Genomic DNA, 25496 nt, shown 5'->3' with positions numbered 1-25496 from the left:
GCAGTCAGCGCCCGGCATGTCGCGCAGGTTATCGTCGATGCATGAAGAACCTGTTGGCGAAGCTCGACCGGATCGCCGGCGGCCGCCATGCCGACTACACGATCCCCGACGAAGCACGCGACGATCCGCGCACGAGGCGCGCCTTCGTCGTGATCACCTGGCTGCTGGTCGCGGAGTTCCTGCTCGGCGTCGCGGCGGTTGTCATCGCCCTTGTCCTGCAGCTGAACGGGCATCCGGTGCAGTGGGCGGTGTGGATGCGATCCGCCGTCGTTCTCGGCATCACCCTGACGCTCTTCTACTTCGCCTGGCGCGCGCAGGAGGGCTACTACTGGGCGTATTCGCGCCTGCGCCTGTTCAGCAAGATCTTCCCCGTCGTCACACTGGTGATCGCGGCGATCCCAGGGCTCTACCCGCTCTGGATGGTGACCGAGCAGATCATCTTCAGCCTCATCCTGATCGGCGTCGCCGACTACCTGGACTCCGACCACATGCGGGCAGCGTTCCCGCGGCCTGCCCGCCGTGGAAACCAGGGAACGACGGCCGACGTCGCGCGCCGATAGTCGGCGTACTCGGGGTAGCGCGAAAGCGTGATGCTTTCGGTGAAGATCGTCGACCCGACGAAGAGGCCGGTCAGGAGCACGGCGCCGATCACCGTCCACTGCAGCAGCGACCCCGCAGCGATCGCGCCGAACAGGAACACCACCCACCACTGGGCCTGCTCGAAGAAGAAATTGGGATGGCGGGAGAACCGGAACAGTCCGGTCTGCACGAAGCGCGGGCTGGGTGTCCTGCCGGCGGAGACCTCCGCCTTCTTCCACGACTGGAAGTTCCACTGCTGCTGGTCGGCCACCGTCTCACCGGCGAGGAACGCGAGGAAGAGGAGGGCAGCGACGACATCGAGGATGCCGAGGGGGGTGCGGTGCTGGAACGCGGTCAACGCCGGCAGTGTGATCAGGAGCAGCAGCACGTTCTGGTAGATCACGATGAAGAAGAGGTTGAACAGGGCGAACTGCCAGGACGCCATGCGGCCGCGCAGGGTCTCCCATCGGTAGTCTTCGCCGCCCGGGGCGTAGCCGCCCTTGCGGGCGAAATTGAAGGTGAGGCGGATGCCCCACAGCGTCACCAGGGCAGCCACCAGGTTGAGGCGCGCATCCGCGAGGCCGGCCGCCCCCGCGAAGACCCAGACGTAGACGACGGGAACGATCGACCAGATGCGGTCCACCCAGGAGTGCTCGCCGGTGATCAGGGAAAGGATCCAGGTCAGGGCACACGCGCCCGCAAGGATCCACAGGCACGCGAAGAAGGGGTCCACGGCTGAAGCATAGTCGGCGTCGGGATTACTAGACTCGAACGCTGTGGAAGGAAACGGTGCGACCCATGTGAGCTCTCGGGTGTTCACGCTGCCGAACATCCTGAGCTTCTTCCGCCTTGCGCTCGTTCCCGTCTTCCTCGCCTTCATCATCGTCGGCGAAGACGCGCTGGCGCTCCTGGTGCTGATCGTCTCCAGCATCACCGATTTCCTCGACGGCTTCCTCGCCCGCCGCCTCAACCAGGTGTCCCGTCTCGGGCAGCTGCTCGATCCGGCCGCAGACCGGCTTTACATCTTCGCGGCCCTGATCGGCCTCGCCTGGCGCGAGGTCCTTCCGTGGTGGCTGGTGGCGGTCATCCTCGCCCGCGACGTGATGCTCGCCGTTCTGGGCATCATCCTCGCAAACCACGGGTTCGGGCCGCTCCCCGTGCACCACCTCGGCAAGGTCGCGACGTTCTGCCTCTTCGTCGCCCTACCCCTCCTCATGTTGGGGGAGGCGTTCGATGCCATTGCACCGATATCGTTGCCTCTCGGATGGGCGTTCGCATTATGGGGCGCGTTCCTCTATTGGTGGGCTGGAATCGTGTATATCGGCGAAACTCGTCGAGTAATACGGCTTCCGGCCGGTACCGAGCCGGGACCATCCGATACGCTGGAAGGAGAGGAGGTCGACGGTGCCTGACGAGAACAATCCGCGGAACGAGCCGGAGAGCGAGCCCGCGAACCCCCTGCGCGACGCATCCAGGGGCAATGAAGACACGACGGCGCGCTTCGGCGAAGAGTTCGTGTCCCAGATGTACCCGGTCGACGGCGACGTGTCGATCGAAGAGCAGGAGGCCATTGCCGCCCTGCCTTCCGGGTCTGCCCTTTTGATCGTGCGGCGCGGCCCGAATACCGGCGCGCGCTTCCTGCTCGACGCAGACGTCACCACCGCTGGTCGTCATCCGGATGCCGACATCTTCCTCGACGACGTGACCGTTTCGCGCCGTCACGCCGAGTTCACCCGGCGAGGCACGGTGTTCGAGGTCAAAGACCTCGGCTCGCTCAACGGCACCTATTACGACGGTGTGCGCATCGAAGCCGCTCTCCTCGCCGACACGGCAGAGGTGCAGATCGGCAAGTTCCGCCTCACCTTCTACGCGTCCAGGCACGACCTCGCCGCTCCGGCGCCCAGCTAGATGCGCCCCGCACCGACGGCGGCGGGAGTTGCACCCTAGTGGCGCGGCAAGCCGCTCAGGCTCGTACCCCTGGGCCCGCCCTGCTCAGCATCGGCCAGGTCCTCGCACACCTGACCCCGGAGTTCCCCGACCTGTCGTCGTCGAAACTGCGCTTCCTCGAGGAGCGTGGTCTCGTCTCGCCGGCGCGTACGGCATCCGGGTACCGCAAGTTCTCGCCCGCCGACGTCGAGCGGCTGCGCGTCATCCTCGGGATGCAGCGCGACCACTACCTGCCGCTGAAAGTCATCCGTACCTATCTCGACGATCTGGATGCAGGACTCTCGCCGGTCATTCCTGGCGCCACCGCCGCATCCGGGCCATCGATGCTCGCCACCGGCCGCCGCTTCAAGAAGGCCGACCTGCTGCGCGAGTCGGGGGCGTCCAACGCCCTCCTGCAAGACGCGGTCTCCGCTTCGCTGATCGTCCCAGCCGAGGTGTACGGCGAAGATTCGCTCGGGGTTCTGAAAGCGCTGGTCGAGCTGCAGAAATGCGGTATCGAGCCGCGGCATCTCCGCGGTTTCCGCGCGGCAGCGGAACGTGAACTCGGCCTGATCGAGAGCGCGCTGGTGCCGATCGTGCGCCGCAACGACGTGTCCGGCCGTGCGCAGGCCGCCGAACTCGCCCGTGAGATCGCGGCCCAGCTCGACGTCGTGCGCGACAGCCTCATCCGTTCAGCACTGGGGCGGCTCGTCCCGTGACCGATCTCGACACGCCGGGACGGTTTCTCCGAATGTCATTGATAGCGACCCTGAGCATGGGTACCGTGGATGAAGCGCCGTCGAACCGGCGCGGTCCAGTCCGGGGTGAGAGGCAAGCGAATGAGTGAACTCAGTCGAAACAACGACTCGCCCAAGTACGACCTCGGTCTGCTCTTCACCGACGGGCTTCCCGAAATGGATGACACCTCCGGCTATCGCGGTGCGGTCGCCGCACGTGCAGCCGGCATCAGCTACCGCCAGCTCGACTACTGGGCACGTACCGGTCTCGTCGAACCCACCGTGCGCGGCGCGGCCGGCTCCGGATCGCAGCGTCTCTACGGTTTCCGCGACATCCTCGTGCTGAAGCTCGTCAAACGACTTCTCGACACCGGCATCTCGCTGCAGCAGATCCGCACCGCTGTCGACCAGCTCCGGCAGGCCGGCGTCAACGACCTGGCCCAGACCACCCTCATGAGCGACGGCGCGAGCGTCTACCTGTGCACGTCGGACGATGAAGTGATCGACCTGGTCAGCCGTGGGCAGGGTGTGTTCGGCATCGCCGTCGGCAAGGTGCTTCGCGAGGTCGAGAGCAGCCTGGTCGAACTGGACACCCAGACGGTCGACCCGATGGACGAACTGGCCGCTCGCCGCGTGGTCAAGGCCTCCTGAGTCGCCTGCTTTCCGTGCACACCGTCTGAACAGGTGCACACGCTACAACCTGTGCACACGTTCAGAACATGGGCACAGAGTGGCTGAGCCGGCCTCTCGCGAGCACAGCCCCTCGCGAGCACAGCCCGTCGCGAGCACAGCCCGTCGTGAGCACAGCCCGCTCGGCACATCAGGCCGCAATCGCGATGCGATCGCCCTCAGGCCTGATTTGCATACTCCCCGATGCGGGCGGCGCGCAGCACGCGCTCAAGCAGCAGGTCGAAGTTGTGCGCCATCTCCTGGGCGCTCTCGCCGGGCCACACGTGGAGCGGCTTGGCCGCACCCTGCGCCTGCTGCAGCGACGTGCGCTCCGGCAACTGGGGGCTCAGCACGAGCGGCCCGAACATGTCGCGCAGCTCCTTGATGCGGAACTGGTGCTCCAGCGACTGCACACGCGCCCGGTTGACGATGATGCCCAGCGGCTGGAGTCTCGGCGACAGGCCGCGGCGGATCTCTTCGATCGCACGCAGCGCACGGTCTGCCGCAGCCACCGAGAAGAGTCCGGGCTCAGTCACCACCGTCACGCGGTCGCTCGCCGCCCATGCCGTGCGGGTGAGTGCGTTGAGCGACGGCGCGCAGTCGATCAGCACCAGGTCGTAGTCGTGTTCGACGTTCGCCAGCGCCTCTTCGAGCTTCCAGATGTCGCGGATGCTCGGGTGCGGCCCGTCGAAGTTGATCGCCGACGGCGACCCGATCATGACGTCGATCTTGCCCGTGCGGCCCTTCGTCCATCCGCTCGGTGCGATGGCTGCGCGCACGATCTTCTCTTTGGGCGACGCGAGCACATCGGCGACGTTCAGGTGACCGGCGACGGAGATGTCCATGCCGGTCGACACATCGGACTGCGGGTCCAGATCGACAACGAGCGTGCGCAATCCTTTCGCGAATGCCGCGGAAGCGAGGCCCAGCGTCACCGTTGTCTTACCGACACCACCTTTGAGGGAACTAACGCTGAGTACATGCACAAACAGCTACGTTACCTTCACTAGTCTTAGAGAACCTAACCGTTTGCTGTGTGGCGCGCCCCTGCTCGAAAGGTCCCTATGTTCCGCAAGATCCTCGTTGCCAATCGCGGTGAAATCGCAATTCGGGCCTTCCGGGCCGCCTACGAGCTGGGCGCCCAGACGGTTGCCGTCTTCCCGTATGAAGACCGCAACTCGATGCACCGCCTCAAGGCCGACGAGGCGTACCAGATCGGTGAGCCTGGGCATCCGGTGCGCGCGTACCTCGATGTGAAAGAGATCATCCGCGTCGCCAGGGAGTGCGGCGCCGATGCGATCTACCCGGGTTACGGCTTCCTCTCCGAGAACCCCGAGCTGGCGGAGGCCGCTCGTGAAGCGGGCATCACGTTCATCGGCCCGCCCCCGCGCGTGCTCGAGATGGCGGGCAACAAGGTGACGGCGAAGGAGCACGCGATCGCTGCAGGCGTGCCCGTGCTCAAGTCGACGCCGCCCTCGAAGGACATCGACCTCCTGATCTCTCAGTCCGACGAGATCGGCTTCCCGATCTTCGCGAAGGCCGTGGCCGGCGGCGGCGGTCGCGGCATGCGCCGCGTGAACACGAAGGATGACCTCCGCGGCGCCCTCGAAGAGGCCATGCGCGAGGCGGACAGCGCGTTCGGCGATCCCACGATGTTCCTCGAGCAGGCCGTCCTCCGCCCGCGCCACATCGAGGTCCAGATCCTGGCCGACGCGTCCGGCAACACGATGCACCTGTTCGAGCGCGACTGCTCGGTGCAGCGCCGCCACCAGAAGGTGATCGAGATCGCGCCTGCGCCGAACCTCGACGAGGAGACCCGCCAGGCGTTGTACCGCGACGCGATCGCTTTCGCGAAGTCGATCGGCTACGTCAACGCGGGCACGGTCGAATTCCTGCTCGACACCGCAGGCGAGCGGGCAGGCGAGCACGTGTTCATCGAGATGAACCCGCGCATCCAGGTGGAGCACACGGTCACCGAAGAGATCACCGACGTCGACCTCGTGCAGTCCCAGATGCGCATCGCGGCCGGGGAGACGCTCGACGACCTGGGACTCAGCCAGGAGACGGTGCACATCCGCGGCGCCGCCCTGCAATGCCGCATCACCACTGAGGACCCGACTGCCGGCTTCCGTCCTGACACGGGCAAGATCACGACCTACCGGTCGCCGGGCGGTGGAGGCATCCGCCTGGACGGCGGCACGATCAACCCCGGTGCCCAGATCAGCCCGCATTTCGATTCGATGCTGGCGAAGCTGACGTGTCGCGGGCGTGATTTCGGGGCCGCGGTGAGCCGCGCCCGTCGTGCGCTGGCCGAGTTCCGCATCCGTGGCGTGTCCACCAACATCCCGTTCCTGCAGGCTGTGCTCGACGACCCGGACTTCATCGCGGGCAACGTCAGTACTTCGTTCATCGAGGAGCGCCCGGAGCTTTTCCGCGGCCGCGCATCGAAGGACCGCGGCACGAAGATGCTGAACTGGCTCGCCGACGTGACGGTCAACCTGCCCAACGGACCCCGTCCTGAGACGGCTGAGCCCGAGGACAAGCTTCCGAAGATCGACCTGAACGCACCGGCACCTGCGGGATCGCGGCAGCGGCTCCTCGAGCTCGGTCCGGCCGGTTTCGCGCAGGCCCTTCGCGCACAGACCGCCCTCGCCGTCACCGAGACGACGTTCCGCGACGCGCACCAGTCGCTGCTTGCCACCCGTGTGCGTACCAGGGACCTGCTCGCCGTTGCACCATATGTCGCCCGGCTCACGCCCGAGCTGCTCTCCGTCGAGGCATGGGGAGGCGCGACGTACGACGTAGCGCTCCGGTTCCTCGGCGAAGACCCGTGGGACCGCCTGGCCGCACTGCGCGAGGCGCTGCCGAACATCAACATCCAGATGCTGCTGCGCGGACGCAACACCGTCGGCTACACGCCGTACCCGACACAGGTGACGGATGCGTTCGTGCGCGAGGCCGCAGCGACCGGTGTCGACATCTTCCGCATCTTCGACGCCCTCAACGACGTCTCACAGATGCGCCCGGCGATCGAATCGGTGCTGTCGACGGGAACAGCCGTCGCCGAGGTCGCGGTCTGCTACACCGGTGACCTTCTCGACCCTGCCGAAGACCTCTACACCCTCGACTACTACCTGCGCCTGGCTGAGCAGATCGTGGAGTCCGGCGCGCACATCCTCGCGATCAAGGACATGGCAGGACTCCTGCGTCCGTCGGCGGCGGAGAAGCTGGTCGCGGCGTTCCGCGGACGCTTCGACCTCCCGGTGCACGTGCACACGCATGACACGCCGGGTGGCCAGCTCGCGACCCTGCTCGCTGCGAGCCGTGCCGGTGCGGATGCGGTGGATGTGGCGAGCGCGCCGATGGCCGGCACGACCAGCCAGCCCTCGGCATCCGCTCTCGTCGCCGCCCTCGCCCACACCGAGCGCGACACCGGGCTCTCCCTGGCGGCCGTCAGCGACCTCGAGCCGTACTGGGAGGCCGTGCGCCAGGTGTACCGGCCGTTCGAGTCCGGCCTTCCTGGTCCCACCGGGCGCGTGTACAAGCACGAGATCCCGGGCGGCCAGCTGTCGAACCTGCGCCAGCAGGCGAAGGCGCTCGGGCTGGCAGACGACTTCGAGCTGGTCGAAGACATGTATGCGGCTGCGAACCGCATCCTCGGACGCATCCCGAAGGTCACGCCCTCGTCGAAGGTCGTCGGCGACCTGGCCCTCCACCTCGCGGCCGTGCACGCGGACCCCGACGACTTCGCCGAGAACCCGCAGAACTACGACGTGCCCGATTCGGTCGTCGGCTTCATGGCGGGCGAGCTGGGTGAGCTGCCTGGCGGCTGGCCGGAGCCGTTCCGCACGAAGGTGCTGGCCGGCAAGACGATCAAGGTGGGGGTCGAAGACCTCAGCGAAGCCGACGCCGCAGCGCTGGGAGGATCGAGCGCCGAACGGCGAGCGACGCTGAACCGCCTGCTGTTCCCGGCGCCGACGCGCATCTTCGAGCAGATCCGCGAACTGTTCGGCGATCTCTCCGTCGTCGACACCATCGACTACCTGTACGGACTCAAACAGGGCACGGAGCACGTCATCGAGATCGACAAGGGCGTTCGCCTGTACATCGGTCTCGAGGCGATCGGCGAGGCCGACGACAAGGGCATGCGCACCGTGATGACCACGCTCAACGGGCAGCTCCGCCCGGTGTTCGTGCGTGACCGCGGCATCACGGTGGAAGCGAAGGCGGCCGAGAAGGCCGACAGCGCGAAGCCGGGCCAGGTCGCGGCGCCGTTCTCCGGCGTCGTCACCCTGCAGGTCGGGATCGGCGACCCGGTCGCAGCGGGGCAGAGCGTGGCTTCGATCGAGGCGATGAAAATGGAGGCGGCCATCACGGCGCCCATCGCCGGAACGATCGAACGCCTTGCGATCCCGAAGACCCAGCAGGTCGACGCCGGGGACCTCCTCGTCGTCATCGCGCCCGTGCTCTGAGCCGTCCGGAGGGGTGGAACCGGCCTCCACGCTAAACTGGGTCACGGACTGTGACGATTGAAGGAGACTGTTCCGTGGCAGAAAAGCCGGAGAAACGCGATGCGCAAGGTCAGGTCCTCGAATCCGATTCGACGGATAAGGCGGAGGAGTTCCATGGCGAACTCCTTCCCGACGAAAGCGGCGACCTCGCTGTCACGCTTCCGGAGAGCCTGAGCATCGTCGTCGACCTTCCGCCGGCGCCCAGCCCGGAGATCCCCGAAGACGAGGTTGCTGTGGCGATCGACGATGTCCCGGTCAACCCCGGATTCATCACCACGAGCCAGCCGACGACGATGTCGATGGCCATCGCCACTCCGCGCGTGTCGACCGGCCCGACCGCGACGATCTCCTCATCGTCCGCCGAGAACGCCGAACCCGCCCACCACGCGGACCCGTTCTCCCAGTCGCGGCGCGATCGCCTGCGCGGCGAACACTCGACGCAGCCCGAGCCGGCAGCCATGCTGACCGCAGACCGCCTCCTCGAGGTCAACCGCAAGACCCGTCCGCGGCCGGAGGGCGGCTGGAACCGTTTCGTCTACGCGATCACGTTCCACGGTGTGAACCTCGGCGACTCCGCGAAGGTGCGCGCCCACAAGGAGCTCGACCACCGCATCCAGAAACAGTTCGAAGGCGGCACGCGCTTCGTGCCCGTGCTCACACGCAAGGGCGGGGTCGGCAAGACGACCGTCACGACCCTTCTCGGCATGGCCCTCGCCGACGCCCGCGAAGACCGCATCATCGCTGTCGACGCCAACCCCGACCGCGGCACGCTCTCCGAGCGGGTCACGAAGCAGACCAGGGCGACCGTGCGGGATGTGGTGCACAAGGCCCCGAGCATCGGCGGTTTCACCGATTTCTCGGCCCTCGTCTCGCGCGACGAGACCCGCCTCGACATCCTGGCGTCCGACACGGACCCGCTGCTCTCCGAAGCGTTCGACGAGAACGACTACAACGTCGTCGCCGACCTCGCCGCCCGGTTCTATTCGATCGTGCTCACCGACTGCGGTACCGGCATCGTGCACTCGGTCATGCGAGCGACACTGCAGCGGGCCGATTCACTCGTCATCGTCTCCGGCGGAAGCGTGGACGAAGCGCGCCTCGCATCCGAGACCCTGACCTGGCTCGAGGCCAATGGCTACGGCGACCTCGTGCGTAACGCCATCGTCGCCCTCAACACGGCGACGCAGGGTACGAACCTGGTGAAGCTCGACGAGATCGAGGCGCATTTCCGCTCCCGTGTGCGCGAGATCGTGCGCATCCCGTATGACCCGCAGCTGGCTGCCGGGTCCGTCATCTCGTACAAAGACCTGAAGCCGTTGACGAAGGATGCCGCCAGAACGCTCGCAGCCCTCGTGGTCGAAGGCCTGCCCGCGAACCGTGGCTCCTGAGCCGGCCCCAGGCGACGGGGCGGATGCGCGCACGTTCGATCTGATCGTCGTCGGCGCCGGTTCCGGGAATGCTCTGGTGGGCCCCGAGTTCGCCCACTGGTCGGTCGCCCTGATCGACGATGGTGAACGTTTCGGCGGCACGAGCCTCAATGCAGCGTCGATCCCGAGCAAGATGTTCGCTCATGTCGCCGACGTCGCGGCCGACGCCGGTGCCGGTTCACGCCTGGGACTCTCGGCCACCGTCGACCCGGTCGACTGGGCGCGGGTGCGCGACCGCATCTTCGGCCGCACCGACGCGATCTCCGATGCCGGCCTTCTGTTCCGCCACGCCACGTCGCCGAACGTGACGGTCTTCCGCGAGACCTTCGGTTTCGAAGACCAGCACACGCTGATGAGTGCAAGCGGAGTGCGCCTGCACTCCGACCGCATCGTCGTCGCCGCGGGGTCGCGACCCCGCCCGCTGCTGGCCTCCTACGACCCTGACCCGGCCATCCTCGACTCCGACGACGTGATGCGCATCGAGTCACTTCCCGAATCGCTCGTCATCGTGGGCGGCGGACCCGTCGCGGTCGAGTTCGCCCACATCTTCTCGTCGTTCGGGGTCGACGTCACGATCGTGACGCGGTCGGAGCGGCTGCTCACCCGACTCGACGCAGCCGTGTCCGAGCGTTTCACCGAGAGCGCCTCCCAGCGCTGGCGCGTGCTCACCGAAGAACTCGTCGAAGCGATCGACCGTGGCGGTGATCTGCTCGTCGTGACGCTCGAGTCGGGCCGCCAGCTCGAGACAGAACTGGTCCTCGTGGCGCAGGGCCGCATCCCGAACACCGACACCCTTGCGGCCGCGGCCGCCGGGTTCGACCTGTACAGCGACGGACGGCTGGTCGTCGACAGCCAGCAGCGGATGCTCAGCCGCGGCGCCCCGGTGCCGGGACTGTACGCACTCGGCGACATCAGTTCGGCGACGAAACTCAAGCACGTCGCCAACCATGAGGCGCGCGTCGTCGCCCACAACATCCTGCACCCCGACGCCCCGACCGGCGGCGACCCTGGCCCGATTCCCGCGGCCATCTTCAGCCGCCCCCAGATCGCGCATTTCGGGCTCACGGCGGCGGATGCGCTGGCCGAAGGGATCGACGCCGTAGCCGTCACCCAGGACTACCGGCACACCGCATACGGCTGGGCGACCGAAGACGAGACCGGATTCTGTACCATCGTCGTCGAGCGTGGCAGTGGTGAACTCCTCGGCGCACACATCATCGGGCCTGAGGCGAGCATCCTGATCCAGCCGCTCGTGCTGGCCGCGAGTTTCGGAATGACCGTTCGCGGACTTGCCCGTGGCCAGTACTGGCCGCATCCCGCTGCGAGCGAAGTCGTCGAGAACGCCCTGCTGAAGGCCGAAGAGGCCCTGTGACCCCGAAGGAAGATTCGTGACCGAACGCCAGATCCGCCTGTTCGGAGACCCCGTGCTGAAGACGGTGTCAGACCCGGTCCGCACCGTCGATTCCGGCGTGCGCGGACTCGTCGAAGACCTGATCGACAGTGTGATTCCGCCGGGACGGGCCGGAGTGGCTGCTCCGCAGATCGGGGTGAACCTGCGGGCGTTCAGCTACAACGTCGACGGCGATGTCGGTTACATCATCAACCCTGAGATCGTCGAACTCTCCGGTGAGCCCGAACTCGTCGACGAAGGCTGCCTGTCCGTGCCCGGACTGTGGTTTCCGACGATGCGGTATCCGTTTGCCCGGGTGACGGGGACCGACCTCGAAGGCAACACGATCGAGCTGTCCGGCACCGGAGTGATGGCGCAGGCGCTCCAGCACGAGACCGACCACCTCGACGGCAAGCTGTACCTCGACAGGCTCGACAAGGAGAGCCGTCGCGAAGCGATGAAGCAGGTCAGGGAGAGCAACTGGTTCTAGGCTGGGTTCATGCGCATTGCTGTCACCGGAGGATCAGGAAAGTTGGGGCGCACGGTCGTGCGCACGCTCGCGGAAGCGGGTAACCACGTCATCAACCTCGATACGGCGGGGGAGCGGGGCCCCGGCTTCCTCAAAGTCGACCTGACCGATTTCGGGCAGACCCTCGACGCCATCCTCGGCATCGACGACAAATCCGACGGCTTCGATGCCATCGTCCACCTCGCAGCCATACCGGCGCCGGGCATCCTCGGTGATGCGGCGACGTTCCACAACAACGTCCGCGTCACATACAACGTGTTCCAGGCGGCCAGGCGTGCGGGCATCCGCAACATCGTCTACGCGTCGAGCGAGACCGTCCTCGGCCTGCCGTTCGACGTGCCGCCGCCCTACATCCCCGTCGACGAGGACTACCCGGCACGGCCCGAGAGCACGTACTCGCTGGTCAAACACCTCGAGGAGCAGATGGCTATCGAGCTGGTGCGCTGGGATCCCGAACTGAAGATCGTCGCGCTCCGGTTCTCCAACGTGATGGACGAGTCGGACTACGCGGAGTTCCCGTCGTTCGACGCTGACCCGCTGCTGCGCAAGTGGAACCTGTGGGGGTACATCGACGGGCGCGACGGCGCACAGGCCGTGAGCCGTGCACTGGACTGGGATACGACCGGCTTCCACCGCTTCATCATCGCCGCCGCCGACACGGTGATGAGTCGGCCCAATGTCGACCTCGTCGCCGAGGTCTTCCCCGGAGTCCCTGTGAAGGGCGACCTCGGCCTGAACGACACGCTCCTGTCGATCGAGAAGGCACGGCGCGTCCTCGGCTATGCGCCCGCGCACTCCTGGCGCGACGCGGTCTGAGCGCGCCCCAACCCATCCCGGCCGTCGGGCACAGGAAAAAGCACCTCCATTCGCAAGAATGAGGTGCTTTTCCTGTGTTCGCCAAGGGTCGCGCTTAGTGGGCGAGCGAGGTTCCCTGGGTGGCGGGGGCGCTGTTGTAGATTCCGTCGACGACATCGGCGAAGTCTTCGAGGATGACGTGGCGCTTGATGCTGAGCTTGGGCGTCAGGTGACCGCTGGACTCGCTGAGCTCCGTTGAGAGCACGACGAACTTGCGGATGGACTCGGCGCGCGACACCGTGGCGTTGGCCACGTCGACCGCCCGCTGGATCTCGGCGAGCACGGCCGGGTTGACCGAGGCCTCGCGGAGCGTCAGCTCTTTGTCCTCGCCGTTGTTCGCGAGCCAGACCGGGAGCATCTCGGCGTCGAGCGTGACCAGGGCCGCGATGAACGGTTTCTGGTCGCCGACGACGATCACCTGGCTGACGAGCGGGTTGGCACGGATCGGGTCCTCGAGCGCAGCGGGCGAGACGTTCTTGCCACCGGCGGTGACGATGATCTCTTTCTTGCGGCCGGTGATCGTGAGAAAGCCGTCTGCATCGAAACTGCCCAGGTCGCCGGTCTTGAACCAGCCGTCGTCGAACGCCGCGGCGGTCGCTTCGGGGTTCTTCCAGTACTCCTTGAACACGTCGATGCCCTTGACCTGGATCTCGCCGTCGTCCGCAAGCCGGACCGAGACACCGGGCAGTGCCGGCCCGACAGTGCCGATCTTGAACTTGGTGGCGAGGTTCACGGTCGCCGGGGCAGTGGTCTCCGTCAGACCGTAGCCCTCGAGGATCTTGATTCCCAGGCTGTGGAAGAAGTGCCCGAGGTGGGCGCCGAGCGGCGCAGACCCGGAGACCGCATACTTCACCCGGCCGCCCATGGCATCGCGGAGCTTGCTGTAGACGAGCCGGTCGAACAGGGCGAATCGCAGCCGCAGGCCGAGCGGGATCTTGCCTCCGGCCTCGACGGCCTTCGAGTGCTCGACCGCCACCTCGGCGGCCTGGCGGAAGATCCTGCCACGCCCGCCGGCTTCGGCCTTCTGCTCGGCCGAGTTGTACACCTTCTCGAACACGCGCGGAACGGCGAGGAGGAAGGTGGGCTTGAACGACGCGAGAGAGGGCAGCAGGAGGCGCGTGTCGGGCTGGTGCCCGACTTTGACTCCGGCGTGCACGCTGAGCACAGCGATGAACCGCGCGAACACGTGCGCTGTGGTGATGAACAGGAGGGTGGATGCTCCACCCGGCGCCTTGAGCACATCGCGCAGGGCGACGGCCGAGTTGCGCGAGAGTTCGACGAAGTTCGAGTGGGTGAGCACGCATCCCTTCGGTCTTCCGGTGGAACCGGACGTGTAGATCAGCGTTGCGATGTCTTCGCCGCGTGCGAGGTTGCGGCGGCGTTCGATTTCGGCGTCGGGCACGTCGACGCCGGCGTCGACCAGCTTGTCCAGGTCGCCGAGGTCGATCTGCCAGACGTTGCGGATGAGGGGTAGCTCCGGGTGCACTTCGTCGAACTTCGTGAAGTGGTCGGCCGTTTCAAGGATCACGGAGATCGCGCCGGCGTCGCTCAGGTTCCAGTGCACCTGGGTCGGCGATGACGTCTCGTAGACCGGCACCAGCACGGCACCGGCGAACCAGGTGGCGAAGTCGATCAGCGTCCACTCGTAGCGGGTCTTGCACATCAGCCCGATCTTGTCCCCCGGCTCGATGCCGGAGGCGACGAGACCCTTCGCGAGCGCGATGACCTGGCGGAGGAACTCTGCGGAGGTCACATCCTGCCAGCCGCCGTCTTTCGGAAGGGCGAACAGTGGTGCGTCCGGGGTTGCGGCGACACGGTCGATCAGCAGGTCGGTGGCGTTCGCCTCGGGGTCGGCCGGGACGACGGCAGGTACATCGAACTGTTGCACAGGTAACTCCTTTGGTACCGGTGGGGGCCACGGCGCGACCAGTGCAATTGTGGGTTTCGCACCAAATGGCCATCGGCAAATTGGTTAACTACACTCTAGATGGTGCGGCTCGCGACCATTTGAGCGCGGACACCCCACTTCCGAGTCACCCTGTCTCCCCTCCAGAAAGGCGCCCCGTCTGTGCATGCGATCGGTATCGACATCGGCGGAACCAAGATCGCAGGAGCGGTCGTCGACGAGTTCGGCGCGATCGTCCGGGAGGACCGCCAGCCGACCATCGCGGCGCAGCCGCAGGAGATCGAGAACGCCGTCGTCGAGATGATCGAACGGCTCTCCGACGGGCCGGAAGAGATCGTCGCCGCCGGTGTCGCGGCCGCGGGGTTCATCGACGCGTCGCAGTCGATCGTGTACTACGCACCGAACATCAACTGGCGCCACGAACAGTTCCGCGAGAAGCTCGAGTCGCGACTCGACCTCCCGATCATCATCGAGAACGACGCGAACGCGGCCGGATGGGCGGAGTTCCGTTACGGCGCCGGCCGCCTCGTCAGCGACATGGTCATCCTCACTATCGGAACGGGTGTCGGCGGCGCGATCGTCAGCAACGACCGCCTCTTCCGGGGTGGCTTCGGGGCGGGCGCCGAGGTCGGCCACATGCGGGTGGTCCCGGGCGGCCTGCCGTGTGGATGCGGTGCCCATGGATGCATCGAACAGTACGGTTCCGGTCGGGCTCTCGAACGTTTCGCGGGTGAGCTCGCCGACGCCGGCGGGATCGGCCAGGCGCTCGCCGACGTGCGCAGCCGCAAGGGCGCCCTCAAGGGCAAAGACATCAGCAAGCTGATCCTCGCAGGCGACCCCGGTGCGATCGCAGCGCTGCGGGTTCTCGGCGACTGGCTCGGCCAGGCCAGCGCCAGCCTCGGGGCGGTGCTCGACCCGCAGATGTTCGTTTTCGGTGGCGGTGTGGCGCAGGCCGGTGACCTGCTGCTCGAGCCGATCCGTCTCGCGTATCTCGAGAACCTTCCGGCCCGTGGGTATCACCCAGAGCCCGAGTTCCGCATCGCCGAGCTGGTGAACGACGCCGGTGTCGTCGGAGCCGCTGACCTCGCGCGCCTGCACGCCGCGCAGCGTTAGGCTGAGTTCCACTCGCTGAGGAGAATGACGCGCCCATGTTCTACTGGATCATGAAGCACCTGATCGCCGGTCCGCTGCTGAAGGGCATCTTCCGTCCGTGGGTGGTCGGGCTCGAGAATGTGCCGAAGTCGGGCGGCGTGATCCTCGCAAGCAACCACCTCTCCTTCATCGACTCGGTCTTCCTTCCGCTGATCGTCGACCGGCGCGTGTCGTTCCTCGCGAAGAGCGAATACTTCACACGCAAGGGCTTCAAAGGCTGGATGACGCGCACCTTCATGCTCGCGACCGGCCAGCTGCCGATCGACCGGTCCGGCGGCAAGGCGTCGGAGGACTCCCTGAATTCCGGTCTTGCGGTTCTCGCTCAGGACAAGATGCTGGGCATCTACCCCGAGGGCACGCGCAGTCCCGACGGCAAGCTGTATCGCGGCCGCACGGGCGTCGCCCGCATGATCCTGGAGGGCCAGGTCCCGGTCGTCCCGGTGGCCATGATCGACACCGAGAAGATCATGCCGATCGGTCAGCGGATCCCGAAAATGGGCCGGATCGGGCTCATCATCGGCGAACCTCTCGACTTCTCGCGGTTCGAAGGTATGGAGGGCGACCGGTTCATCCTGCGCTCGGTCACCGACGAGATCATGTACGAGCTGCACGCGCTCAGCAAGCAGGAATACGTCGACGTCTATGCGACCAGCGTGAAAGAAAAGAGGGGGGCCCTTTCGCGATAGGCTCGGGGTCAGGGCGCCGATCATTGCGGCGCCTTCCTGCCACCCTGAGGCGAACGGCCGCAGCCGCGCCCACGATCACGAAGCGGAAGTCCAGTGCTAGACACCACCGAACCCGTCGTATTGGCTGACGAGTCTGTGATTGCCGGGCTGGACTATTGGCGCAACCTCGAAATCAGGCAGCAGCCGCACTGGCCCGACCTCGAGGCGGTTCGTGCGGCATCCGCCGAGATCGCGACTCTCCCTCCGCTGGTATTCGCCGGTGAAGTCGACCAGCTGCGCGAGCGGCTGGGTCGCGCGGCGCAGGGCAAGGCGTTCCTGCTGCAGGGGGGTGACTGCGCCGAGACCTTCGCCGGTGCTACGGCCGACCAGATCCGCAACCGCGTGAAGACGGTGCTGCAGATGGCAGTCGTGCTCACGTACGGCGCATCGATGCCGATCATCAAGATGGGCCGCATGGCGGGGCAGTTCGCCAAGCCGCGGTCGAGCGACACCGAGACACGCGGCGGAGTGACGCTCCCCGCGTACCGCGGCGACATCGTAAACGGATACGACTTCACGCCGGAGTCGAGGGTCGCCGACCCGAGCCGGCTGGTGAAGGGGTACCACACCGCCGCATCCACCCTGAACCTCATCCGCGCGTTCACGCAGGGTGGTTTCGCCGACCTGCGGCAGGTGCACAGCTGGAACCGCGGCTTCGCGGCCAACCCGGCCAACCAGCGATACGAAGGTCTCGCAGGCGAGATCGACCGCGCCATCAAATTCATGGAAGCGGCAGGCGCCGACTTCGACGAGCTCAAGCGTGTGGAGTTCTACTCCAGCCACGAGGGCCTGCTGATGGATTACGAACGCCCGATGACACGCATCGACTCACGCACCGGTACCCCGTACAACACGTCGGCCCACTTCATCTGGATCGGCGAGCGCACACGCGACCTCGACGGTGCGCACGTCGACTTCCTCTCCCGTGTGCGCAACCCGCTCGGCGTCAAGCTCGGCCCGACCACGAGCCCGGACGACATGCTGAGGCTGATCGACAAACTCGACCCGGAACGCGAGCCGGGGCGGCTGACCTTCATCACCCGCATGGGCGCAGGCAAGGTGCGGGATGCCCTCCCACCGCTTCTCGAAGCGATCAAGGCGACCGAGGCCAACCCGCTCTGGGTCACCGACCCGATGCACGGCAACGGACTGACGACGCCGAACGGGTACAAGACCCGGCGCTTCGACGACGTGGTCGATGAGGTCAAAGGCTTCTTCGAGGCGCACCGGGCGGCCGGAACGCACCCGGGCGGCATCCACGTCGAACTGACCGGGGATGACGTCACCGAGTGCCTGGGCGGCTCCGAGCAGATCGACGAGGCCACTCTCGCCACACGCTACGAGTCCCTCTGCGACCCGCGCCTGAACCACATGCAGTCGCTCGAACTCGCGTTCCTCGTCTCCGAAGAGCTCAGCGGGCGTCACAGCTGACGGTGCGACGCCAGCGCTCTAGAAGCCGGCGAAGTTCACGGTCACCGGGGAGCCCTTGGGAGCCTCGGTGCCCGCGGCAGGATTGATCTTCGAAACGACGAACGCTGACGGTGCAACGTCGGCGAGCGCGTTGTAGTTGAGTTTGAACCCGGCGTCCTGCAGCGCCTTCTTGGCGACATCCCAGGTCTTGCCGACGACGTCGGGCACAGGCACGGGTGCGGGGCCACGCGACACCTCGAGGGCGAGCGTATCGCCCGGGCGCACCGGACCGCTCTTCTGCGGGATCGCCGAAATGACGGCATCCTTCGGAATGGTGTCGCTGTAGGACTGCGGGCCCGGGGTCGTCTTCAGTTCGACAGCCTGCAGCTTGGCCGTCGCGTCGCCGACGGATGCCCCCTTGACGTCGGGGATCGCGCCGACAGAGACCACCAGGTTGACCTTCATGCCCTGGAAGTACGGACCGCCATTCGAGATGTCTTTGCCGTCAGCGGTCGACGCCGAGATCACGGTGCCACTCGGGACGTCCGCGTTGAACTGCTTGTCCACCGTACCGACGACGGCCTTCAGGCCGGTGATCTGCTCGATGGCCGCATCCTGCGTCAGGCCGGCCAGCTTCGGCACCTGGATAGGCTGGGGGCCCTGTGACACGTTGATGGTCACCGTACTGCCGCGATTGGCGTGGGTGCCCGCGGCCGGATTCGTGCTCGCGACCAGTCCTTTCGCGATCGTCGTGCTGTATGCGGTGCCCTGTTTGGTCTCGAAGCCGAGGTCTTTCAAGGTGGTGGCCGCAACTTCCGGAGCCTTCGACGAGACGTTGGGGATGACGACCATCGAACCCGGGCCCGACCCGAAATACCAGCCGGTACCGCCTGCGATGGCCGCGAGAAGAAGCACGAGGATGAACAGCCACCAGCCGCGTGCCCGGCGCCTCTCTGCCATCTGGGTCAGGCGCGTGACGTTGTCGGGTGCTGAAGCCGCGACCTGCTGGCGGATGGCCGGGTTGATGATCTGCGTGTCAGCGTCTCCGAGGCCCGCGGCCAGCGCCGGCGGCATCACCATTGTCGCCTGGAACGGGGCCGTCTCGCCTCGGATCGACTTCTCGGCTTCGATCACGCGATCGAGCATCTCCCTGGCGTCCTTGGGACGGTGGTCGGGATCTTTGGCGGTAGCCCAGAGCACGATCTCGTCGAGCTCTGGGGGTACGGCCGGGTTCTTGCTGCTCGGGGTCGGCACCGTGTCGTTGGCGTGCTGGTAGGCGATCTGCATCGGCTGCTCGCCCTGAAAGGGCTGTTCCCCGGTCAGCATCTCGTACATCATGATGCCGAGTGCGTAGATGTCGCTGCGGGCGTCGGCGACGCCGCGGGTGACGAGTTCGGGGGAGAGGTAGGCGATGGTGCCGAGAAGCGCCTGGCCGGTCGCAGTGTTCTGCGACGCGGCACGCGCGAGACCGAAGTCGCCGATCTTGATGCGGCCGTCGTCGGCGAGGAGCACGTTCTCCGGCTTCAGGTCGCGGTGCACGATGCCCGCCTTGTGCGCTGCGGCAAGGCCGCTGAGTACCGCCTCCATGATGTCGATCGTCTGCTCGGGGGTGAGCTTGCCGTAGTCCTTCAGCAGGTCACGCAGGGTGATCCCGGGAAGGTACTCCATCACCAGGTACGCCATGTCCGAGTCCTGGCCCTGATCGAACACGTTGACGACGTTCGGATGCGCGAGGCGGGCGGCCGAACGCGCCTCCTGCACGAAGCGGCTCTTGAACGTGTTGTCGTCGGCGAGATGACCGTGCATCACCTTGATGGCGACCCGGCGTTCGAGGCGCAGGTCGGTGGCCAGATACACCGTCGCCATGCCACCGCGGGCGATCCTCGAGCGCACCTGATAACGGCCGTCGATAAGACGGCCGATCATCGGATCGGTCTGGCTCGTGGTCACCCTCTGAGTCTAGGGAAGGGGATGCTCACGAACCGGACAAAACACCGTGAACGGCGGGGGAGAAGGGCGCTTCAGCGCAGCTGGGCCACCCATGTGCGCGCCGACGCCTCCCATTTGGCGTAGGCATTCGGATAGGCCGACAGCTGCACGGCCTGGGCGGCCTGCGTGACCGTCATCGAATGCCAGCCGTGGATGTCGAGGAGCCCGTGCGTGCGGCCCGGGTTGGGGTTGTTGCGGCCGCCGAAGAACGCGAGAGCCGCACGGTGTGGATCCATGACCTGCGCCGGCGTTCCCCAGCCCGTGCTGGGGCGTTGCTGGAAGATGCCGAGCGAATCCCGATCGCCGTAGGTGACGTTGCGGAGACCCGATTCCTGCATGGCCGCAGCGAGGGCGATCACGAGTCCGTGGTCGTCGACGCCGTCGCGCCTGCCGACCGAGACGATGATGGCGGCGTTCGCGCGCATCTCGTCGGTCATCGCGATGATCTTCTGTGGGGCGGGCGTCGGGGCTGCCGGATGGTTCGCCGGCGGGCGGGGCGCGGGGGCCGCGGGGCGCGGGACCGGGGCTGCCTGGCCGGACGCGACTGCGCTGCCGAGCGGGATCGTGATCGACTGGCCGGGAAAGATGAGGCTGGAACGGTCGAGACCGTTCGCCGACAAGACGGCCTGTGTCGAGACGCCGTGCGCCTGCGCGATGCCGCTGATCGTGTCGCCTGATACGACGATGTGGCGAGCGACGGTTGGAGCGTGCGTGACCGGAACGTGTGCGACCGGCGCGCTGCGCTTCGGCGCCGGCGACGATGAGCCGCCCAGCGCGAGCACCTGCCCGGGAAAGATGAGACTCTTCCAGCTCAGCCCGTTGAGTGCGAGCACACCCGCTGTCGACAGTCCGAAGCGCCCGGCGATTCCGCTGACGGTGTCTCCGGAGACCACGGTGTAGCTGGAGGGCACGGCCGCAGCATCGAATTGCGGCTCGGAGGTGGTGTTCGCGGACGTGAGCTGCGATGTCACGGTTCCCGATGCATCCGGCGCTTTCGTCCGGGGCCGGTCGGAGTCGCGTTTCTCGGGGACGGCCGCCTGGGCGGGCGTGATCAGGTTCAGCGTCATCGCCAGGGAGCTCACGATCGCGATCGGCACAGTGGCCAGCAGGGCGCGGGCTGAGCGTCGAGCCGGGCGCCCGGCGATATGGCGCGGACCACCTGGGTGGCACGCGTGCTCGGTGTTTTCTGATCGTTCTGCGTGATCGGACGCGGCGTGAAGAAGCGACATGGTGACCCCCGTCCGTTTGCCTCGTCGGTCTTCAACGCTGGCACACAATGTATAAGGAGTCAATTAGCGTGACCAATGTGATTTGAGTTAACACAATCGTAACAATTGCCAGCGTTCGTCAGACGGCGCTGCGCGTGGCACTCTAGAAGGGTGACCGAGCAATCCGCCGCCCGAGAGTGGCTGACCATCCCCGATCTCGTCGAACGCCTCGGGCTGTCCGTCAGCCGCGTTCGCCGGCTCATCGAAGACAGGCACCTTGCTGCCGTGCGCGTGGACGGCGTACTCAAGGTTCCGGCCGACTTCCTCAAGGACGGCGAGCCGTTGACCGAATTGAGGGGGACATTGATCGTCCTCGGCGACGACGGATTCGCCGACGACGAGGCTGTGGACTGGCTCCTCGAGTACGACGACACCCTCGGGGTCGCTCCGATCGACGCGCTGCGGGCCGGGCGCAAGGCTGAAGTGCGACGGGTGGCCCAGGCGCTGGCGTGACGCCGTCTGCGGTGGAGTCGTAACTCCTCCACAATCGCAGCCGGCCACGTGTTGTCCACCGATGTAAAGCCCTTCGATCATCAGCGACATCGCCGCTGGTTGACTCGACACATGACCGGTGACGAGCGCAATACTGATGCGTGCGAGAGTGCGGCAAGCCTCCTTTCGGGCGCGCTGGCCATCGTGGCGGGCGACGTTCGTGCGTTGTCCGATGCAGAAGTTCAGCGGCGTCTCGTCGAGGTGGCCCGGCTGAATCGGCTCGCAGACGCTGCCGCCGCCCGACTCGCGGGCGAGATCGCGTCGCGATCGGGGCACAGTTCAGGGCACTCCGGGCTGGCCGCGCGCCAGGGGTATCGTAATGCCGAATCACTCGTCAGGGAGCTGTGCCGCTCGAGCTACCGGGAGGCGGCAGCGCTGGTCCGGGTGGGGTCTGCGATTGCGGATGCGGCGGATGGCGGGAACGCAGGCAAGGGATTCAGTCCTGTCCTCAACGGGGTGCTGGGTGGCGATATCGCGCTGGATGCGGCCGACGGCGTCCTCCGGGCGCTCGGCCCCGTCGCCGGTGAAGCAGAACCTTCAGAATTCGGCCTCGTGGTCGGTGCTCTGGCACGGGAGTCGCGGACTTCCCATGCCGATGCGGTAACCCGCATGGCCGGTGCTGCGCGAGACATGCTCGACCGGGCGGGGATCGCCGAACGAGAACACCGCCTCCGGGCGAGACGATTCCTCCGGATCGGTCCGGAGATCGACGGCATGCGCCGGCTGACCGGGCTCCTCGACCCGGAATCGGCTGCGATCATCGTCTCCGCTGTGGATGCCGTTACGGCACCGCGCAGGGGAGGGCCACGGTTCGCCCACCCGTCCGACGGCCCGAGTACAGACGGGCTCCGGGCTGGCGCCGCCGAGACGGACATACGCTCCGTGGAACAGCTCGCACTCGACTCCGTCGTCGAGATGGTCCGCATCGCAGGAGAAACGGATACCGGCCGTGTGTTCGGTATGTCCCGTCCCGCCGTACGGGTCTCCGTCGCCTATGCAGACCTTCGCAGTGAGCTCGAAGCGGCCGATCAGCTGGGAGCCGGCAGCGGCATCGCGTTCCTTGAGACGTCCACCGTGCCCGTCAGCGCCGCGACGGCACGGCGCATCGCGTGCAACGCAGGCGTTCTCCCGATCGTGTTCGGTGGTGAGAGCGAAATTCTTGACGTCGGGCGCACTCGTCGACTGTTCACCGGTGCACAGCGAGTCGCGCTGGCGGCACGCGATGGCGGATGCCGCTGGCCCGGCTGTGACAGGCCGCCATCCTGGACCGAAGCGCACCACATCGATCCGTGGGCAGCAGGCGGCCGCACCGACCTCGCTGACGGGGTTCTGCTCTGCCGTCACCACCACCTGCTGCTCCACAACAACGGGTGGAGGGTGGTTAAGGAGGCGGCACCGGGGGAGTTCACTCTGATCCGGCCGAGCTCTATGGATAGTGAGAGCCAGCCGATACCCATGCCTCCACGACACCCGCGAGCGTCGCGAGCGCGCGAGCCGAATACCGCTCCTCAGGTCAGAGCGACGTCATCGCCGGGTGGGGCGCCCTCGTCACTGCGAGGAAGAGCATCCACACCACCGGGGCGGGCCGGCACCGTCCGGCCGACGTTCAGTAGTCGCGTCGGGTGACCGTGGTTGCGAGTTCGCGCAGCTGGGTACGAGCCTGGGTGGCCAGCGGCGCTGCATCGACGGCAGCGATGGCACGCTCGACATTCTCGGCGATCATGGTCTCGATCGCGTCGACGGCACCGCTCTCCCGAATGGTTCGCTGCAGCATGTCGACCTGCTGGGGTGTCAGATCCGGGTCCCCGAGCAACTCGTCGAGCAGGCGACGCTGCCCGTTCGAGAGGGCCCTGCGCGCGAGCGCGATGAGTACGGTGCGCTTGCCCTCGCGCAGGTCGTCGCCGCTCGGCTTCCCGGTGACCGAGGCATCCCCGAAAACCCCGAGCAGGTCATCGCGCAACTGGTACGCGATCCCGAGGGGCAGCCCGAAACTTCGCAACGAGTCGATCTGTCCGACGGTCGCTCCCGCAAGCTGGGCGCCGATGACAAGTGGGGCCTCGACACTGTACTTGGCCGATTTGAAGACGATGACCCGTTCAGCACGCGACAGGTGCTCGGCTTCGTCCTGGGTGTTCCACGCCCGCTCTTCGAGGATGTCCAGGTACTGCCCCGCAGTGACCTCGATGCGCATCCGGTTGAACTCTGCACGCGCTGCACGTCGACCGGCGGCGCTGGGAAGCTCCTGCAGGCCCTCGTCGAAGAGTTCGTCGCTCCAGCTCAGAAGCAGGTCGCCGAGCAGGAGGGCGGCACCCGAACCGAAATCGGCTGGACTCCCCGTCCAGCCTTCGTCCCGGTGGAGAGTCTCAAAGCGACGGTGCGCGGCCGGCGAACCCCGGCGGGTGTCCGAATTGTCGATGATGTCGTCGTGGACGAGCGCCGCGGCATGGAAGAGTTCCAGCGCACTCGCCGCCGAGACGACGGGCGCTAGCGCTCCGGTCGATTCGACGATCGCCGAATCGGGGTCAGCACCGGCTGAGCGGGCGCTCTGCCATCCCCAGTAGCAGAACAGGGCACGAAACCGCTTGCCGCCGCTGAGAAAGTCCCGAGAGAACGCTTGGATCGGGGAGAGTTCGGGTCCTATGGAGACGAGAATAGACGAGCGGGTGTCGAGGAAATCATCGATTCTGGACTGCACCAGGTCGACGAATCGTATGCTTTCTCCCACACGCCTAGCCTAGCCACCGTCGCGGGGTTAGAATCAGCTTCACAATGCGTCGAACCCGAGCAGAGGGGGATCTGGATGCCGCTTTCAGAACACGAGCAGCGCCTCCTCGAAGAGATGGAGCGCAGCCTCTATCACAACGATGCTGACTTCGTTGCCACGGTAGGAGCCCGAAGAGGTCGACCGGCATACCGGTCGATCGTTCTCGGTATCCTTCTCGCGGTCGTCGGCGTCGGCGTGCTCATCACCGGTGTCTTCATCCAGGTGCCGATCGTCGGAGTGATCGGGTTCGTTCTGATGTTCGTCGGCGTACTCCTCGCCATCGCGCCGCCGCGACGCAGCACAGTCGCGCCAGAAGACGTTGCGGATCGCCCGGCGAACCGCAACGGCGGCTCCGGCTCAGCGCAGCCAGGTTTCATGGACAAGCTCAACGACCGGTGGGACAAGCGACAGGACGGCCACAACTAGGGCACTCCTCCACCCGCCTCCACCGGCGGAACGGAACAAGGGTCGATCTTCGGATCGGCCCTTTTTTTGCGTCCGGGCACCCCTTTCCAGCTCCCGGCCACTCCATTTTCCTCCACCGCGAATATCCTTGATTTTCCGCGGTCAAATGCCCCCAATGTGGGGCTAAGCGAGCATAATTCATTGAATCGTGGATGGGAGTGGAGTAAAGTGGAGGCACACCGCAACCTTGGCCGGAAGAGTGGGGGGAGAAGCCGATGTTCCTTGGCACGTACTCTCCTAAGCTCGACGACAAAGGGCGCATCATCCTGCCGGCCAAATTCCGGGATGAGCTCGCCTCCGGCATCGTCATGACCCGCGGCCAGGAGCACTGCGTCTACGTCTTCAGCCAGCGCGAATTCGAATCGCTGCACGAGAAGATCCGCCAGGCGCCCGTCACCAGCAAGCAGGCCCGTGACTACCTCCGCGTCTTCCTGTCCGGAGCCAGCGCGGAGACGCCCGACAAGCAGAACCGCGTCACGGTGCCCCAATCGCTCCGCACCTACGCCGGCCTGGACCGCGATCTCGTCGTGATCGGCGCAGGCAGCCGCGCAGAGATCTGGGACGCCGAGGCGTGGGAGACCTACCTCGCCGAACAGGAAGCATCGTTCGCGAACACCACGGAGGAGGTGATCCCGGGACTCTTCTAGCCCCTGGCGCCCGACTCCCAGCCATTCGCCGCCCTGACACACTTCCCCGGTGCCA

The 25496-nt window shown here is 66.5% G+C and carries 23 protein-coding genes; 17 read left to right on the top strand and 6 right to left on the bottom strand.

What is annotated here, in order from left to right; translation table 11 throughout:
• Positions 1 to 41 precede the first annotated feature (41 nt).
• On the top strand, positions 42 to 560 hold the full coding sequence (locus ACPPVQ_RS12130) for a hypothetical protein (RefSeq protein ID WP_426515353.1): 519 nt from the start codon (positions 42 to 44) through the stop codon (positions 558 to 560).
• Here ACPPVQ_RS12130 and ACPPVQ_RS12125 read toward each other — a convergent pair.
• Complete coding sequence (locus ACPPVQ_RS12125; RefSeq protein ID WP_426515352.1) at positions 470 to 1312, bottom strand: DUF1295 domain-containing protein; 843 nt, start codon at positions 1310 to 1312, stop codon at positions 470 to 472. The two genes, ACPPVQ_RS12130 and ACPPVQ_RS12125, sit on opposite strands and share 91 nt — an antisense overlap.
• A 43-nt stretch (positions 1313 to 1355) precedes the next feature.
• Between ACPPVQ_RS12125 and ACPPVQ_RS12120 the strand changes: the two genes are divergently transcribed.
• From ACPPVQ_RS12120 to ACPPVQ_RS12105, 4 genes are all read left to right on the top strand, one after another.
• Positions 1356 to 1991: a CDP-alcohol phosphatidyltransferase family protein gene (locus ACPPVQ_RS12120; RefSeq protein WP_426515351.1), complete on the top strand. Its 636-nt coding sequence runs from the start codon at positions 1356 to 1358 to the stop codon at positions 1989 to 1991.
• 46 nt (positions 1992 to 2037) lie between these two features.
• On the top strand, positions 2038 to 2487 hold the full coding sequence (locus ACPPVQ_RS12115; protein ID WP_426521248.1) for an FHA domain-containing protein: 450 nt from the start codon (positions 2038 to 2040) through the stop codon (positions 2485 to 2487).
• Positions 2488 to 2525: 38 nt separating this feature from the next.
• Positions 2526 to 3224, top strand: a complete 699-nt coding sequence (gene ftsR, locus ACPPVQ_RS12110; protein ID WP_426515350.1) for a transcriptional regulator FtsR — start codon at positions 2526 to 2528, stop codon at positions 3222 to 3224.
• Positions 3225 to 3344: 120 nt separating this feature from the next.
• On the top strand, positions 3345 to 3893 hold the full coding sequence (locus tag ACPPVQ_RS12105) for a MerR family transcriptional regulator (protein ID WP_163289522.1): 549 nt from the start codon (positions 3345 to 3347) through the stop codon (positions 3891 to 3893).
• 197 nt (positions 3894 to 4090) lie between these two features.
• On the opposite strand, the gene ACPPVQ_RS12100 is transcribed toward ACPPVQ_RS12105, so the two are convergent.
• Positions 4091 to 4897 carry a ParA family protein gene (locus ACPPVQ_RS12100; RefSeq protein ID WP_426515349.1) on the bottom strand — a complete coding sequence of 269 codons (807 nt, stop codon included), beginning with the start codon at positions 4895 to 4897 and terminating at the stop codon, positions 4091 to 4093.
• A 78-nt stretch (positions 4898 to 4975) separates the two neighbouring features.
• Here ACPPVQ_RS12100 and ACPPVQ_RS12095 point away from each other — a divergent pair, with 78 nt between their 5' ends.
• The 5 genes from ACPPVQ_RS12095 to ACPPVQ_RS12075 all read left to right on the top strand — a co-directional run bounded on the left by ACPPVQ_RS12095 (position 4976) and on the right by ACPPVQ_RS12075 (position 12584).
• Positions 4976 to 8383, top strand: coding sequence for a pyruvate carboxylase (locus ACPPVQ_RS12095; RefSeq protein ID WP_426515348.1), 3408 nt, complete (start codon positions 4976 to 4978; stop codon positions 8381 to 8383).
• Positions 8384 to 8457: 74 nt separating this feature from the next.
• Entirely contained in the window at positions 8458 to 9810 is a 1353-nt protein-coding gene (locus ACPPVQ_RS12090) for an AAA family ATPase (RefSeq protein WP_426515347.1), read from the top strand.
• On the top strand, positions 9800 to 11221 hold the full coding sequence (locus ACPPVQ_RS12085) for a mycothione reductase (protein WP_426515346.1): 1422 nt from the start codon (positions 9800 to 9802) through the stop codon (positions 11219 to 11221). Before ACPPVQ_RS12090 ends, ACPPVQ_RS12085 begins: the two co-directional genes overlap by 11 nt.
• Positions 11222 to 11237: 16 nt before the next feature.
• Positions 11238 to 11729: a peptide deformylase gene (def, locus tag ACPPVQ_RS12080; RefSeq protein ID WP_426515345.1), complete on the top strand. Its 492-nt coding sequence runs from the start codon at positions 11238 to 11240 to the stop codon at positions 11727 to 11729.
• A 9-nt stretch (positions 11730 to 11738) separates the two neighbouring features.
• Positions 11739 to 12584, top strand: a complete 846-nt coding sequence (locus ACPPVQ_RS12075; protein ID WP_426515344.1) for an NAD-dependent epimerase/dehydratase family protein — start codon at positions 11739 to 11741, stop codon at positions 12582 to 12584.
• A gap of 94 nt (positions 12585 to 12678) precedes the next feature.
• On the opposite strand, the gene ACPPVQ_RS12070 is transcribed toward ACPPVQ_RS12075, so the two are convergent.
• Positions 12679 to 14511 (bottom strand): AMP-dependent synthetase/ligase, encoded by a 1833-nt coding sequence (locus ACPPVQ_RS12070; RefSeq protein WP_426515343.1) that lies wholly within the window; start codon positions 14509 to 14511, stop codon positions 12679 to 12681.
• A 180-nt stretch (positions 14512 to 14691) separates the two neighbouring features.
• Between ACPPVQ_RS12070 and ACPPVQ_RS12065 the strand changes: the two genes are divergently transcribed.
• The 3 genes from ACPPVQ_RS12065 (at position 14692) to ACPPVQ_RS12055 (ending at position 17837) form a co-directional block, all read left to right on the top strand.
• The gene (locus ACPPVQ_RS12065; RefSeq protein ID WP_426515342.1) at positions 14692 to 15642 is read left to right on the top strand and encodes an ROK family glucokinase; all 951 of its coding nucleotides are present in this window, start codon (positions 14692 to 14694) and stop codon (positions 15640 to 15642) included.
• A 35-nt stretch (positions 15643 to 15677) separates the two neighbouring features.
• A complete protein-coding gene (locus tag ACPPVQ_RS12060) occupies positions 15678 to 16367 on the top strand; it encodes a lysophospholipid acyltransferase family protein (protein ID WP_426515341.1) in 690 nt (229 codons plus the stop codon).
• Positions 16368 to 16502: 135 nt separating this feature from the next.
• Positions 16503 to 17837 carry a class II 3-deoxy-7-phosphoheptulonate synthase gene (locus ACPPVQ_RS12055; protein ID WP_426521246.1) on the top strand — a complete coding sequence of 445 codons (1335 nt, stop codon included), beginning with the start codon at positions 16503 to 16505 and terminating at the stop codon, positions 17835 to 17837.
• Between the two features lie 18 nt (positions 17838 to 17855).
• Here the strand turns inward: ACPPVQ_RS12055 and pknB are convergent, their stop codons facing one another.
• Together pknB and ACPPVQ_RS12045 are read right to left on the bottom strand one after the other, a co-directional pair.
• A complete protein-coding gene (gene pknB / locus ACPPVQ_RS12050; protein ID WP_426515340.1) occupies positions 17856 to 19766 on the bottom strand; it encodes a Stk1 family PASTA domain-containing Ser/Thr kinase in 1911 nt (636 codons plus the stop codon).
• A 71-nt stretch (positions 19767 to 19837) separates the two neighbouring features.
• Entirely contained in the window at positions 19838 to 20872 is a 1035-nt protein-coding gene (locus ACPPVQ_RS12045) for a LysM peptidoglycan-binding domain-containing protein (protein WP_426521244.1), read from the bottom strand.
• A gap of 312 nt (positions 20873 to 21184) precedes the next feature.
• On the opposite strand from ACPPVQ_RS12045, the gene ACPPVQ_RS12040 reads away from it, so the two are divergent.
• Complete coding sequence (locus tag ACPPVQ_RS12040; protein WP_426515339.1) at positions 21185 to 21526, top strand: Rv2175c family DNA-binding protein; 342 nt, start codon at positions 21185 to 21187, stop codon at positions 21524 to 21526.
• Positions 21527 to 21637: 111 nt separating this feature from the next.
• Entirely contained in the window at positions 21638 to 23191 is a 1554-nt protein-coding gene (locus ACPPVQ_RS12035) for a DUF222 domain-containing protein (protein WP_426515338.1), read from the top strand.
• Here the strand turns inward: ACPPVQ_RS12035 and ACPPVQ_RS12030 are convergent.
• Positions 23172 to 24290: a polyprenyl synthetase family protein gene (locus ACPPVQ_RS12030; protein ID WP_426515337.1), complete on the bottom strand. Its 1119-nt coding sequence runs from the start codon at positions 24288 to 24290 to the stop codon at positions 23172 to 23174. The two genes, ACPPVQ_RS12035 and ACPPVQ_RS12030, sit on opposite strands and share 20 nt — an antisense overlap.
• 75 nt (positions 24291 to 24365) lie before the next feature.
• Here ACPPVQ_RS12030 and ACPPVQ_RS12025 point away from each other — a divergent pair, with 75 nt between their 5' ends.
• A complete protein-coding gene (locus tag ACPPVQ_RS12025; RefSeq protein WP_426515336.1) occupies positions 24366 to 24755 on the top strand; it encodes a DUF3040 domain-containing protein in 390 nt (129 codons plus the stop codon).
• 254 nt (positions 24756 to 25009) lie between these two features.
• On the top strand, positions 25010 to 25441 hold the full coding sequence (mraZ, locus tag ACPPVQ_RS12020; protein WP_426515335.1) for a division/cell wall cluster transcriptional repressor MraZ: 432 nt from the start codon (positions 25010 to 25012) through the stop codon (positions 25439 to 25441).
• Positions 25442 to 25496 lie beyond the last annotated feature (55 nt).

This window comes from Leifsonia sp. McL0618 (assembly GCF_049994905.1).
GTDB lineage: Bacteria > Actinomycetota > Actinomycetes > Actinomycetales > Microbacteriaceae > Diaminobutyricibacter.
Note: the sequence above shows the minus strand (reverse complement) of the source record. Positions and strands in the feature narration are given on the sequence as shown.

What these genes read in the sequence shown, in the direction of transcription:
- ACPPVQ_RS12130 (WP_426515353.1), top strand. Translation starts at nt 42, where the DNA reads ATGAAGAACCTGTTGGCGAAGCTCGACCGGATCGCCGGCGGCCGCCAT.
- ACPPVQ_RS12105 (WP_163289522.1), top strand. Translation starts at nt 3,345, where the DNA reads ATGAGTGAACTCAGTCGAAACAACGACTCGCCCAAGTACGACCTCGGT.
- ACPPVQ_RS12095 (WP_426515348.1), top strand. Translation starts at nt 4,976, where the DNA reads ATGTTCCGCAAGATCCTCGTTGCCAATCGCGGTGAAATCGCAATTCGG.
- ACPPVQ_RS12075 (WP_426515344.1), top strand. Translation starts at nt 11,739, where the DNA reads ATGCGCATTGCTGTCACCGGAGGATCAGGAAAGTTGGGGCGCACGGTC.
- ACPPVQ_RS12060 (WP_426515341.1), top strand. Translation starts at nt 15,678, where the DNA reads ATGTTCTACTGGATCATGAAGCACCTGATCGCCGGTCCGCTGCTGAAG.
- ACPPVQ_RS12045 (WP_426521244.1), bottom strand. Translation starts at nt 20,872, where the DNA reads ATGACGCTGAACCTGATCACGCCCGCCCAGGCGGCCGTCCCCGAGAAA.
- ACPPVQ_RS12035 (WP_426515338.1), top strand. Translation starts at nt 21,638, where the DNA reads ATGACCGGTGACGAGCGCAATACTGATGCGTGCGAGAGTGCGGCAAGC.
- ACPPVQ_RS12025 (WP_426515336.1), top strand. Translation starts at nt 24,366, where the DNA reads ATGCCGCTTTCAGAACACGAGCAGCGCCTCCTCGAAGAGATGGAGCGC.
- mraZ (WP_426515335.1), top strand. Translation starts at nt 25,010, where the DNA reads ATGTTCCTTGGCACGTACTCTCCTAAGCTCGACGACAAAGGGCGCATC.